The organism is Paenibacillus xylanilyticus, assembly GCF_047246825.1.
GTDB lineage: Bacteria > Bacillota > Bacilli > Paenibacillales > Paenibacillaceae > Paenibacillus > Paenibacillus xylanilyticus_B.
In genome coordinates this window covers 1,332,309-1,346,458 of the sequence record NZ_JBFOLB010000001.1, presented here as the reverse complement: position 1 = coordinate 1,346,458, position 14,150 = coordinate 1,332,309, and the positions used below count along the sequence as shown (strand labels likewise).

Genomic DNA, 14,150 nt, shown 5'->3' with positions numbered 1-14,150 from the left:
TTAATATGATTGAAGGAGGAAGTAAGATATGACAAGTTTTATGGAACAAAAGGAAAATAATACGGCACATCGCATCATGCATGGATTTACGCAATGGTTACTGGATGGAAAGCTGGATCAATGGACGGAGCTGTTTGCAACAGATGCTGTTTTTGAATTTCCATACGCTCCGGCAGGGTACCCACAGCTCTTGGAAGGAAAAGATGCAATTGCGAAGCATGTCCATTCACTTTTCGAACAAATGGAGATCCAGGAGTTTTCTGAACCTGTAATCATGGTCGCACAGGATCAAAATCAATTTGTAGCGGAATTCACTTGCAAAGGCCGATCGTTGATCACAAACAAACCATATCACCAAGCCTACATATCGGTTGTCACTTATGACGATAACGGCAAGATTACTCATTACAAGGACTATTGGAATCCTTTGGTTGTACTGGAGTCTTTAGAGGCGGAGTGAGCCTGTCTTACAAAATATATCTATTCATCTAAACTCAGGAGGAGATACACATGATTAACGATAAACCACTAACACTCATCACTGGAGCGAGCGGCAAGACGGGCAGCCGCGTTGCCGCTTTGCTTCAGAACCAAAACTACCCGGTTCGCCTCGCAAGCCGAAAAAAGCCCGCTTCAAATTATGACGAACACCAGGTCCACTTTGATTGGTACGACCCATCCACTTATGCAGCAGCACTGAAAAATGTGGATAATGTATATCTCGTTGTACCTGTACTGGACATGAATCCGGAGAATGTGATGATTCCTTTTATCAAGGAAGCCCTCTGGGGAGGAGCGAAACGATTTGTACTGCTTGGCAGTGCTTCTGTGGATGAGAATGGTCCTGTTTTCGGCAAGGTGCATCAGGCTTTGAAGGAGCTTGCTCCCGAATGGGCTGTGCTGCAGCCGTCGTACTTCATGGAAAACTTTACGGAGGGGCCACACCGGATCACGATGGAGCAGCATAGAGAAATTTATAGTGCTACGGGCGATGGGAGAGTTGGCTTTGTCAGCGCGGATGACATTGCAGCAGTTGCTTTTCACGCTCTCACGGATGAGGTGCCTCATAATACAGAACATGTCATTACAGGCCCGGAAGCATTGTCCTACGGACAGGTCGCAAATATATTCAGTCGTGTTATGGAGCAATCCATACAGCATCGTTCGCTATCAGATGAAGCATTGACCCAAAGCATGGTGGACGCAGGGATGCCAGGTGACTACGCCGCTCTCCTCGCCGGACTGGACAGACAGATCCGGGAAGAAGGAAGTGAGGACCAAACGACGGATACAGTGAAAAAAGTGACAGGCCGTGACCCGATTGCACTCGAGCAATTAATTAAAGTTCCTGTGAAATGAAGCAGTAATAAAATGGAGGAAACATTCCAATATCAGCAAATAGGACGGTGCCTTAAGGCCCGTCTTTTTTGCTGATCTATCAACATTTTGCAGAGAAACTCGTATATCTGGACTTTTATGAACAGAAGAGCCTAAGTCCATAGTGGTGATTATAGGGTTGTGCTTTTGGGGAAATAGATGAGAATGAAAGGTTGCTAAAGGAGAGAAGAGCACGGATGATTCAATTCGAAAATGTATCCAAGCAATACCCTGATGGGACACATGCACTCCGTCAGGTCAATCTCAAAATCAACAAAGGCGAGCTCTTTGTCATGATCGGTCCGAGCGGCTGCGGCAAAACGACGATGCTCAAAATGATTAATCGCCTGATTGAGCGGACGGATGGCACGGTACGTATCAATGAACGGCCAATCGATGAATATAACATTCACGAGTTACGCTGGAACATTGGTTATGTACTGCAGCAGATTGCCCTATTTCCGCACATGACGATCGCCGAAAATATTGCGGTTGTTCCCGAATTGAGAAAATGGAAATCAGCACAGATTCACGATCGTGTACATAGCTTGCTCGACATGGTGGGACTGAATGGAGAAACCTACGGTGATCGCAAACCAGGAGAACTGTCCGGCGGGCAGCAGCAAAGAATCGGCGTTCTGCGGGCACTTGCGGCTGACCCGGAGATTGTACTGATGGATGAACCATTCAGTGCTCTGGACCCGATGAGCCGGGAGAAATTGCAGGACGATATTCTGGAAATCCAGCGTCAGATGAAGAAAACCATTGTGTTTGTCACCCATGACATACAGGAAGCCATGAAGCTGGGCGATCGTATCTGCATTATGAAGGATGGACAAGTATTACAGGTGGGCACACCTGAAGAGCTGGTACAAAAGCCAGCCGATGAATTTGTACGAGATTTTGTCGGAGGTCCTGACATAGATGTGAATCAAGATCATACTTCAGACTATGCTTCCGATCATCAGACGGTTTTTGATCTTGAAGCGATCATGGTCCCCTTAGCACCGGGCCATGTACCCAAGTCTGCCAAGACGGCTGTTCCGGTTTCCATCACACTGACCGATTTATTAGATGTCATGGATGCTTACGACACCTTGCTGGTCGAGAAAAACCACCAGATTGTAGGTCAGGTGAGCAGAACGGATCTGCTGCGGTACTGGTCCGGTCAGCTGCAGCAGAAGCGAGGTGTTGGTCATGAGTAGGTTCTCCGAGGTGTTCAGTGAGCGGAAAGGACAGCTGTTGTCAGCTCTTCTGGAGCATATCCAGATTTCGTTTATTGCCTTATTCTTCGCGGTGCTGATTGCCATTCCACTCGGCATTTATCTAACGAGGAAGCCCAGAGTTGCTGAACCAATCATCGGTATCACCGCAGTCTTGCAGACCATACCGTCGCTGGCCCTTCTCGGGCTGCTTATTCCGCTGTTTGGCATCGGTACGGTTCCAGCAATTATTGCGCTCGTGGTATATGCACTGCTTCCGGTACTTCGCAATACATACACGGGCATAACCGAGGTGGATCCTTCAATGGTCGAGGCTGCCAATGCGATGGGCATGAACAGTCGTCAGCGTCTAAGCAAAGTGGAGCTGCCGCTGGCCATGCCTGTCATTATGGCAGGGATTCGGACGGCTATGGTTCTCATCGTGGGAACAGCGACCCTAGCGGCATTGATTGGCGCAGGCGGTCTCGGTGATCTGATTTTGCTCGGTATCGATCGGAATGATACTGCGCTCATTATTTTGGGGGCGATACCTGCGGCATTGCTGGCAATTTTGTTCGATGTCCTGCTCCGGCAATTCCAGCGGCTGTCCTTCCGCAAAACGCTTGGTACTCTTGGTGCACTGGCACTGGTCGCCGTACTTGTGATCACCATTCCGCTGCTGTTCCGTGGTGGTCAGAAGGATCTGGTCATTGCAGGCAAGCAGGGGGCAGAGCCGGAGATTTTGATTAACATGTACAAGCTGATGATTGAAAAAGATACGGAACTCACCGTTGAATTAAAGCCGGGATTGGGGAAAACCCCGTTTTTGTTCAATGCCTTAAAATCCGGTGACATCGATATCTATCCCGAATTTACAGGTACGGCCATATCGGAATTCATGAAAGAAACAGCCGTCAGTACGGATCGCACGGAAGTCTATGAACAGGCAAGGGACGGAATGCTAAGCCAGTTTGATATGGTGCTTTTGGACCCGATGGAATACAACAATACGTACACGCTGGCTGTCCCGCAAAAGGTTGCCGACCAGTTTAATTTGAAAAGCATATCTGATCTCCAGTCGGTTCAGCAGCAGATGAAAGCTGGATTTACACTGGAATTTTCAGATCGCGAGGACGGTTATCTCGGGATACAGAAAAAGTATGGTATTCGGTTTCCGAACGTAGCCACGATGGAACCCAAACTGCGATATAGTGCTGTTCAGCGAGGTGATATTAACCTGGTTGATGCTTATTCTACCGACAGTGAGCTGAGGCAATATAATCTCGTGGTGCTGGAAGATGATCAGGAGCTCTTCCCTCCATATCAGGGAGCACCGATGCTTCGCAAGGAGACAGCAGATGCGTATCCGCAACTGATCGAGGTACTGAATCAGCTGGCCGGACGCATTACAGATGATGAGATGCGTCAGATGAATTATGAGGTGAATGTGAATGGAGCCCGTCCGAAGCAGGTAGCATCTGACTATTTGCAGAAGGCAGGTTTGTTATAGATTTTATATGTTGGGAGAAGGAAGAGGAGGAACTAGTCATGACACCATTATATGATCTAATTTCAATAGGTACCGGAAGTGCAGCGAGTTCAGTTGTATCCCGCTGCGCTGAAGCCGGATGGAAGATAGCCGTCATTGATGAGCGTGAGTTTGGCGGAACTTGTGCCTTGCGAGGATGCGATCCCAAAAAAGTGTTGGCCGGAGCTGCTGAACTCATCGACCGGAATGAGCGAATGCTGGGGAAGGGCACTCAGGGCAAGACGACCATGAACTGGCCTGAACTGATGAACTTTAAACGTACATTTACTGCAAGTATTCCGAGAGCGAGCGAGGATAAATTCAAACAGGCCGGGATGGATACATTCCATGGCAAGGCTTCTTTTGTTGATGAAGATCACATTCGTGTGGGTGATGAATTACTTCGTGGCAAACACATTCTGATAGCAACGGGTGCGCAGCCCGCGCCACTTTCCATTGAAGGTGCAGAGCATCTCCTTTACAGTGATGATTTCCTGGATATGGAGCAGCTTCCCGATCAACTGGTGTTGGTGGGCGGGGGTACATCGCGTTTGAATTTGCTCACATTGCCGCAAGAGCGGGGAGCGAAGTACACATCATTCACCGTGGCGAACGGCCGCTGGAGCAGTTTGATAAGGATCTCGTCGACTTGCTGGTTCAGAAATCCGAAGAGATTGGCATACATGTTCACCTGAACGCCGAAGTGAAGTCCATTCGAAAGCAGGGGGAGACCTACATGGTCAGCGGAACCCGGAATGGGGCAGATCATCAGTGGCAGTGCGGCCAAGTCGTGCATGGAGCAGGGCGTATCCCGAACGTCGAGGGCTTGGAACTGGAAAAGGGAAAGGTCAGCTATAGTAAGAACGGTATTATTGTGAATGAATATTTGCAAAGCACCAGCAATCCCAAAGTATATGCAGCCGGTGACGTCGCCGCGACGAAAGGTCTTCCTCTTACGCCTCTGGCAGGTCAGGAATCACGGGCTGTAGCCTCAAATTTGCTGAAGGGAAACCATGTTCAACCGAATTATAAAGTCATGCCTTCCATCGTGTTTACCGTGCCATCCATTGGCTCTGTTGGTCTCAATGTTGAGCAAGCCGAGAAGGAAGGTTACGAAGTGAAAGTAAATGACATGTCGAAATGGTATACTTATAAACGGACAAATGAAAAATATGCCATGGCCAAAGTTGTGATCGACAACGCTACAGGACGCATCCTTGGTGCACATGTAATCGGCAGCGAGACCGAAGAGCTGATTAATCTGTTTGCGATGGCGATTCAGTTCGAGCTCACAACCGATCAGCTGAACACGATGAATTTCGCATATCCTACAGCTGCTTCGGACCTGGGCTCCTTGCTTTAAACAGCATGGAAACTATGATAAGTGATCATATGAACTAGTGATTAACGAGTAAAGAGTAATGATCGATTCTTGAAATCATTGATGATGGAAGGATGTTGAACACATGTCAGCAGCGCATTTTCTTGGTTCATCCGATGCCACATGGACTACTGAGCCGGTTGCTACCCGAACAGAGGGTGAGCGGTTCATCGTGGAAGCACAGGAAGGCAGTGACTTTTGGGAGAAAACGTTCTACGGATTCTGTCATCAGAATGGACATGCCCTGCTGGCCCCTTGGGATGAAAGTAAAGCGATTGAAGTAACATTTGATCTGAGTTCATTCACTGAATTATATGATCAGGCAGGCTTGATGCTCTGGCACAGCAAGGAACAATGGATCAAGGCCGGGGTGGAAGTGAACGATGGGGTTGTGCATATCGGTGCTGTAGTGACAGACCAATTCTCTGACTGGTCACTCTCTCCAATCCCGGAATGGGGTGGACGGTTGGTTACCATTCGAGCCTCTTACCACAATGAAGCGGTAGTCATTCGAGCACGTACGGATGAACATCCCTGGCGGACGATTCGGGTTGCGCGTTTCGCTTATCCGACGCACAAGCAGGCTGGGCCGTTTCTATGTTCACCCAAGCGAGCTGGGTTTGAAGTCGCATTTACGCAGTGGAGAACAACCGCACCGGATGAGGACCTGCACGCAGATCCACCCATTTATGATTGAGAATACTCAGGATAAGTGGACTAATTTATTCCACAAAAAAACAAGCAGGTCCTCCGTGATGGAAGACTTGCTTGTTTGCATTATGCATCTGTTGAGCTTGACTCGTTGTCTTCACCATTCTCATCGTTACGTTCGTCTGCTTCGTTCAGCTCACGCATACGTTCTTCATAATCGTCCAGAAACCATAACGGGTCCATATTGTCTTCTTCGCCATTGTAATTAATCAGGACCTCTTCGCCTGCTTTGATATCTTTGTAAGCATAGAAATCAAAGGTATGGTTTTCAAAGTTGATATCATAGGTGGCGTTCGGTTCATACGAATGATTGATCAAGCTGCCGTAACCCAGCAAAATGGCAGTATGATTGGCACCATATTCGAATACGTAATCCTCCAGGATTGTTTTTTCCACATGTTCGTGATCTTCGTTGGGATAAGGGACAACCGGGGCCTGATGGATCAACTGGCCTTTCGGAATATCCACTGTGGCAAATACCCCTCGATTAAACTCGCCATTACCCAATTTGGATTGTTTTACTTCAATCATAATGTTCACCTGATGCTCGTCTGAGAGAGCTCCGTTCTGTAGTAGTTTAAGGCCAAATTTTAACCGATTCATGCATATAAGGCAAATATGGCGTTGAGTTGTGCATGATATATTGATTATAATATACAAGAATGAAGTCTATATAGAAAAGGTGTCATGAATGAGCATATTAAATGTGGAAAAATTAAGCCACGGTTTTGGTGACCGTGCTATCTTTAACGACGTTTCTTTCCGCCTTTTGAAGGGCGAACACATCGGACTGATCGGAGCCAATGGTGAAGGTAAATCCACCTTCATGAACATTATTACGGGCAAACTCCAGCCGGATGAGGGCAAAGTCGAGTGGTCCAAACGGATGCGTGTGGGTTATCTCGATCAGCACGCCGTACTGAACAAGGGACAATCCATTCGTGATATCCTGCGCAGTGCGTTTCAATACCTGTTCGACATGGAGCAGGAAATGAACGAGATGTATGGGAAGATGGGGGATGTGACTCCAGAGGAATTGGAACAGCTGCTTGAGGACGTTGGAACCATTCAGGATACGCTGACCAACCAGGACTTTTACATGATCGATGCCAAAGTGGACGAGACAGCACGCGGTCTGGGCCTCACGGATATCGGTCTCGACAAGGACGTTAATGACCTGAGTGGAGGTCAACGGACCAAAGTTCTGCTGGCCAAGCTGCTGCTTGAAAAACCGGATATTCTGCTCCTCGACGAGCCGACGAACTATCTGGATGAACAGCATATCGAATGGCTGAAGCGTTATTTGCAGGAATATGAGAATGCCTTTATTCTCATTTCACATGATATTCCATTCCTGAACAGCGTAATCAACTTGATCTATCACATGGAAAATCAGGATCTGACCCGCTACGTGGGCGATTATGATCACTTCCAGGAAGTATATGAAATGAAAAAGCAGCAGCTGGAGTCGGCCTACAAGCGCCAGCAGCAGGAAATTGCGGATCTTAAGGATTTCGTCGCGCGTAATAAGGCCAGTGTGGCGACACGCAACATGGCGATGTCCAGACAGAAGAAACTCGACAAAATGGATGTCATTGAACTCGCGAAGGAGAAGCCGAAGCCGCAGTTCAACTTCCGTGATGCAAGAACGTCAGGCAAGCTTATTTTTGAAACCAAAGGTCTTGTGATTGGATACAATGAGCCGTTGTCCAGACCGCTCGATCTGCGTATGGAGCGTGGTCAGAAGATTGCACTCGTAGGTGCGAACGGTATCGGTAAAACAACCTTGATGCGCAGCATTCTGGGTGAAATTCCTGCCTTGGAAGGAACGGTTCAGCGTGGAGAGCATCTCGAGATCGGTTACTTCCAACAAGAGATGAAGGATGCGAACTATAATACCTGTATCGAAGAGATCTGGCAGGAGTTCCCGTCCTACACGCAATTCGAGGTGCGTGCAGCACTTGCAAAATGCGGACTGACTACGAAGCACATTGAGAGCAAGGTAGCCGTGCTGAGCGGTGGCGAGAAAGCCAAAGTGCGTCTCTGCAAACTGATCAACAACGAAACGAACCTGCTTGTACTCGATGAGCCGACGAACCACCTTGACGTGGATGCCAAGGATGAGTTGAAACGTGCGCTCAAAGCCTACAAAGGCAGCATTCTGCTGATTTCGCACGAACCGGAATTCTATCGTGATGTCGTGACGGAGACATGGAACTGCGAATCATGGACAACCAAAGTATTTTAAGTCTTCGCTAGTGTAGGATTATCGTTTGATTTTGCTTCTGGTACTAGTTTTTAGTCGGGACGAAATAGAAGGAGTTGGGGGTTATGTTCATAATCCTTTGTCCATTCTAAAACGATTATCCGTATAAAAATTCCCTGGGCGTTAATGCCTGGGGAATTTTTTTGCGATTGCAGAATTGTAGTTGACAGCTACAATTAGGCGATAATATAATTTAGGAAATCGCTTACATTTATATTAAACAATCCTGTTTCACTACTTAGGGCAAAGAAGACACGGTATTCCGTATGGGTATCATTGCACTTAGAAGGGAGGACAGGTCTTTTTTTGCGCTTTAATGAAACCGGTTTCATTAAAGAGAGGAGGTGAGACGCGCATGACACCGCATGCTGGCTGCTGAGGATAGGCCGGATAACAACACCGGGCCTTCAATAACCATGCTTTCATCTTCCGAGGCAAAGGAGAGAATGAACATTGAATAAACTCAGGAAACCCTTGTTATTCATGTTATCTGCTACGTTGGTATTGTCTTCCGGACCGTTGTTGTTGCCAAGCAAGGCATATGCCGAAACGGAGTTAATGCCTGCCACGCTGCTGCAGGACGATTTTTCCGATGGGGATTACACGGCATCGCCCACGTGGAACGTAAGCTCGGGCAATTGGGAGGTAATCATGGACCCGGCAGATTCGTCCAACTCCACACTTTTTCAGAGTGATACCGGGGAAGGCATTATATCCACCGGAGACATCATGTCCGACATGACGGTGTCCATGCGCTTTTACACGGGAGACGGTCAGGGATATCCGGGGATTTTGCCGCGGTTTCAGGACAAGAGCAACTTTTATTATTTTCAAATGCAGGTTCCGGCCAATAAGCTCGTCTTCTCCAAGCGGATAAACGGAACGGATACGACCTTGAAATCGGTGGATTATGCGTTTGCCAGTAATACATGGTATACGGTCAAAATGGTACTGTCGGGTACTTCTATTCGTGGATACATCGACGAAGACGGCTCGGATCGGTTGATATTCGATCTGGTCGACAATACATATGGCGCAGGCACGCTTGGCATTCGAAATCGCTGGCAGTCGGTTCATGCAGATGACGCGATCATTGCCGAGCCACCGCCAAGGAACGATATTCTGCTCTCAAGCGATGGGCAGACAGCATCTTCGGTTTCGCTGCAATGGACCGAGATCACAGGTGCAACAAGTTATCGCTTGTATCGTTCTTCTACACCTGAAGGGGGCTATTCCCCTGTAACCAACACAGGCTCTTTAAGTTACGTGGATGAGGGGTTAAATACGGATTCAGTGTATTATTACAAGCTCGCTTACGAATACGGAGGGATGACCGAATCGTTATGGTCTGCACCGCTGGAGGTCCGGACAACGGCCACCGCTCCGCAGGCTCCGGGCGAACTGAAGGCCGTGGCACTTGATGGCGCCAGTGTGAAGTTGTCCTGGTCAGCCGTGGACAAGGCGACGGGCTACCGTGTAGCCCGGGCGGGAACTGGCAGTGACCAATATGAGCAGGTATACGATGGTACAGGGCTCAGCTACACGGATCATGGACTTGAGCCGGGCCAAGGCTACAGCTATCGAGTAACAGCCTATAACGCTGCTGGAGAGTCCGGGGTTACATCGGCAGAGGTCACCACATACTCGATTGATTCCCCGGCAGGTTTTGCTGCTGCAGCCGTGACGGATACATCGATCTCCCTTGGCTGGAACGCCCTCCCTGGGTCCGACGTCACGTACACCATTTCTAGGGCAACGAGTGCTGCGGGCACGTATCAACAAGTGTACAGCGGAAACGAAAGCACGTTCAATGACAGTGGTCTGACGATGGGCACGGGATATTTTTATGTTATCCAGGCGACAGTGGATGGTGCTGTTTCCCCGGCATCTGCCCCGCTGGGCGTTGCCACGATCCGCACAAGCTTCACGCCAGGGCAGTTGTGGCCGGATCAGGGCGGCAAGCCAATTGACGCGCATGGGGCAGGCTTTTTCTACGATGAACAGACTGAAAAGTATTACTGGTATGGTGAATATCATACGGGAGGTTGGCCAGCCGTTGGCGTGCGTGTGTATTCATCGAATGACTTGCTGAACTGGACAGATGAAGGCATGGCACTGACGATGATTCAATCCATGGATGATTTCGACAATGATCCGCTGATCTCCACATTGTATGCAGGGCGAGAAGACAGGGTGGACATTTGGGCGGATATCCGCAAAGGGCGGATCATTGAACGGCCGAAGGTCATCTATAACGATAAAACGAAAAAGTACGTCATGTGGGCGCACATGGACGGAGACAAGGACCCCTACAACGACAATGCTAACTATGGAAAGGCGCGTGCCGGCTACGCGATCAGTGACTCCCCGACAGGTCCTTTCGTTTATCAGAAGAGTTACCGGATGGACAGAGCTCCCGAAGGGGAGAAGGATTACTTCCCAAGCGATCGGGGCATGGCACGTGACATGACGTTGTTCAAGGACGACGATGGTACCGGATATCTCATCTATTCCAGCGAGGAAAACCTGACACTGTATATCTCCAAACTGACCGATGATTACAGCGATGTGACGGGATGGCATAAGCAGGGTCTCACGGATGAGAAAGGTAACCCCGTGCGAGACTCCACCTATCAGGCAGAGTACGGCGTTGATTACGTGCGGGTGTTCCCGGGCGGACAGCGCGAAGCCCCCGCAATGTTCAAGTATCAGGGCAAATATTATATTTTGACCTCCGGAGCATCAGGTTGGGCTCCCAACGAAAATAAGGTGACGGTGGCGGACAACATTTTCGGCCCTTGGACTACGATGACCAATCCGTTTGTACGCACGCTGCCGAGCGATCCCGATCCGGGCAAGGCGTTCGGCACACAGACCACCTCGGTCATTCCGGTCGACCCGGAAAAAGGCAAGTTCATTTACGTGGGAGATACGTGGAATGGCGGCAATTTCTCGAATGACGGAGCAAAATATGTATTCTTGCCGATTGAGTTCGGAATAGGCTCCGATATTGCAATCCGATGGTACGACAGCTGGGCGCCCGATCTGCTGAATTCGATGGGCAAGGTGGACATCGCTGACCCGCTGCCGGAGGCCGTGCCGCTTGGGAAAGTGCCATCCTTGCCAACCACAGTCAACGTGCGTGACGGAGGAACGCTGGTACCAACGCCAGCGGTATGGACGGTCGATAACCAGGCCATGACGGCAGACGATTTTGCCAAACCGGGACCGATCACACTGCAGGTTACGACACCCCAGTACAATAACAAAAAGCAAGCGGTCCGTGTGTACGTTATTCCAGAGAACGCGCTGTATTTTGTGAATAGCGGCGGCTACGAAACAGCCGACTACAAGCTCATGGGATCATACATGAAAGGCTCGCTTGCCAACCCGGGAACGGCGGATCAGATGTACGCGCCGGCAGAGGGACGGAATTGGGGGTATGTCAGCGCGGATGCGTTACCTTCCGGTTCGGTCGGCGGGGATATTTTCTCGACCGTGCGTTATTTGAACGGCGGCAATGTGAGCAATTCGCCCAAGGGCAGCGATCTCACCTACAATTTTGAAGTGCCGAATGGAACTTATGATGTGTACGCAGGTTTCAACGATCCGTGGACCAATACGTCCCGCAGAGCAAACTTCCTGATTAACGGCAATAACACAGGGGCGGTGACGTACACGCCTGCTAATGTTAGAGCTCATACAGGCATAGTCGTTACGGGGAATAAGCTTGAACTTACGGTGCGTAATACGGCGTCACAGGATCCACTGATCAGCTGGATTGTAATTGCCAAACCCGATGCAGCAGCACCGATAGACAATAGCGCCGGCCTGAATGCCGAAATATCGGACGCAACGAGTGCTACGATTCGCTGGGATGCTCAGCTGGGTGCGGCAAGTTATAAGCTCTACCGATCGGATAACGAGCAAGGTGAGTATAATGTCATTTACAGTGGCAGTCTTCGGGAATACACCGACAGCGGGCTAGATCTTGGCACCGATTACTATTATAAAGTGGAAGCTTTTGACGCGACGGGGAACTCCATACGTGGTTTATCTTCCGCTTATCAGGTGCTTATGCCTCAGCAGACTGCTGCTGATGTGGCTGCAAGCATTACGGCACTGGAACAGCCTTCTGCAGGTGCGAAGAGATTGAAATTGCCAGTCGTGCCTTTGGGTTTCACGGTGGAGATCGCTTCCAGCTCGGTACCGGCCGTCATTCAAACCGATGGAACGATCATTCCAGCATTAAAGGAAACAATGGTAACGCTGGAATTGGAAATTATTCGAACCTCTGACGATAGCAAAGCCAAGACAATGCCCCTGACGGTGAAGGTACCGGCATATGCGCCCTCCCCAGGGAACACGGGCTCTGATGGTTCGGGAGGTGGATCAAATGGAAATTCAGGCGGTGGTTCGAGCAGCTCCGGTGGGCAACAGGGAGGCAGCATCCCGAGTGTAGAGAACTCTTCGCCACGGCCTGAGCCGCTAAAAGACCGTTCACTTCTTGAGCTGCAAGGGTTACTTGACAAGGAGGGCGTAGTTCAGACGAAAGTGGATGCTTCAGTGATTGAAGAGGCGTTTAAAGCCGCGCCTCCTTCAGCTGCTGGTCTCCGTCTCGTCGAACTTCGGCATAAACCGGTCTCAGGAGCAAGCGCTTATGAAGTACTCCTGCCTGTCTCTGTGTTGGCAGATCAGGGCGGGTCACACGTGTTCAGCATCGTAACGGAATTGGGGACAGTAGAAATTCCTGCGACGCTGCCCACGAAGGACTTGGTCGGCCACGAGACAGCATCTGTGCGATTAATCCGGACTGAACTGCCACAATCGGTATCAGTACAACACGGAACACAGCATGGGGTTAAACTCGAACTCCATCTGGACGGTGATCGTTGGCCATCGGCAAGTAAGCTGACGCTTCGTGTGCCGTACAAAACATCGCAAGATGCAGACCGGGATTCGATCATAGCGTTTGGCATTAATGAAGACCAGAGTACAACCCCGCTGCCGCAAAGCCGTTACGATCATAACAGTGGCGAGATCGTATTCTCCGTCACGTCCGCAGCAGGAAGCTATGCCGCCTTGTCTGTGGAGCAGACATTCGCAGACCTTGCGAATGTACAATGGGCAAAAAAAGCTATGGAGGCCTTGGCTGCTAGAGGAGTCATTGATACAGGCGCTAGCGAAGACACCCGTCAGCTGCAACCGAAAGAGGCTATGACGCGCGGTACATACGTGCAGTGGCTGGTTACCGCATTGGGCTTGAACGCTTTGCCTGGAAATGCTATGCCCGGGAATGCGTTCTCCGATGTCAGCGGGGAGGCTCCGTACTACGAAGCAGTTACTGCTGCCCGTTCGCTTGGTATCACCAGCGGCACCGGAGATGGGCACTTTATGCCTGAGGCAACCATCACCCGTCAGGAAATGATGACGCTGACGGTCAGAGCGCTTGGAGCAGCCGGATTGCTCGAGTCGGAATCGACCACGGCCGATAGCCTTGCTCAATTCCGCGACGCTTCCGCAATTCGTTCATATGCCCGGGACAGCGTGGCTATGCTTGTGCATCTGGGCATAGTTAGCGGGTACAATGGTGAGGTAAAACCTCTTGCCGAAGCGACCCGTGCGGAGTCAGCCACGCTGCTTTATGCAATGATGAGCAAACTGGTTTGGCCTAACTGACGAAAC

The 14,150-nt window shown here is 49.9% G+C and carries 8 protein-coding genes and 1 pseudogene; 8 read left to right on the top strand and 1 reads right to left on the bottom strand.

Annotated features, from left to right (window positions below; all coding sequences use genetic code 11):
* The first annotated feature begins 28 nt into the window (after positions 1-28).
* The 6 genes and pseudogenes from AB3N00_RS05675 to AB3N00_RS05650 all read left to right on the top strand — a co-directional run bounded on the left by AB3N00_RS05675 (position 29) and on the right by AB3N00_RS05650 (position 6,185).
* Positions 29-460 carry a nuclear transport factor 2 family protein gene (locus AB3N00_RS05675; RefSeq protein WP_413033711.1) on the top strand — a complete coding sequence of 144 codons (432 nt, stop codon included), beginning with the start codon at positions 29-31 and terminating at the stop codon, positions 458-460.
* A gap of 53 nt (positions 461-513) precedes the next feature.
* Entirely contained in the window at positions 514-1,359 is an 846-nt protein-coding gene (locus AB3N00_RS05670; RefSeq protein WP_413035201.1) for an NmrA family NAD(P)-binding protein, read from the top strand.
* A gap of 215 nt (positions 1,360-1,574) precedes the next feature.
* Entirely contained in the window at positions 1,575-2,582 is a 1,008-nt protein-coding gene (locus AB3N00_RS05665) for an ABC transporter ATP-binding protein (protein ID WP_413033710.1), read from the top strand.
* A complete protein-coding gene (gene opuFB / locus AB3N00_RS05660; RefSeq protein WP_413033709.1) occupies positions 2,575-4,089 on the top strand; it encodes an osmoprotectant update ABC transporter permease/substrate-binding subunit OpuFB in 1,515 nt (504 codons plus the stop codon). Before AB3N00_RS05665 ends, opuFB begins: the two co-directional genes overlap by 8 nt.
* Before the next feature lie 38 nt (positions 4,090-4,127).
* Positions 4,128-5,470, top strand: a pseudogene (locus AB3N00_RS05655) (dihydrolipoyl dehydrogenase family protein).
* A gap of 103 nt (positions 5,471-5,573) precedes the next feature.
* Positions 5,574-6,185: a DUF1349 domain-containing protein gene (locus tag AB3N00_RS05650; RefSeq protein WP_413033708.1), complete on the top strand. Its 612-nt coding sequence runs from the start codon at positions 5,574-5,576 to the stop codon at positions 6,183-6,185.
* A gap of 80 nt (positions 6,186-6,265) precedes the next feature.
* On the opposite strand, the gene AB3N00_RS05645 is transcribed toward AB3N00_RS05650, so the two are convergent.
* Complete coding sequence (locus AB3N00_RS05645) at positions 6,266-6,730, bottom strand: SET domain-containing protein (protein WP_413035200.1); 465 nt, start codon at positions 6,728-6,730, stop codon at positions 6,266-6,268.
* Positions 6,731-6,890: 160 nt separating this feature from the next.
* Between AB3N00_RS05645 and AB3N00_RS05640 the strand changes: the two genes are divergently transcribed.
* Together AB3N00_RS05640 and AB3N00_RS05635 are read left to right on the top strand one after the other, a co-directional pair.
* Complete coding sequence (locus tag AB3N00_RS05640; RefSeq protein WP_095287476.1) at positions 6,891-8,447, top strand: ABC-F family ATP-binding cassette domain-containing protein; 1,557 nt, start codon at positions 6,891-6,893, stop codon at positions 8,445-8,447.
* A gap of 471 nt (positions 8,448-8,918) precedes the next feature.
* The gene (locus tag AB3N00_RS05635) at positions 8,919-14,144 is read left to right on the top strand and encodes an S-layer homology domain-containing protein (protein WP_413033707.1); all 5,226 of its coding nucleotides are present in this window, start codon (positions 8,919-8,921) and stop codon (positions 14,142-14,144) included.
* Positions 14,145-14,150 lie beyond the last annotated feature (6 nt).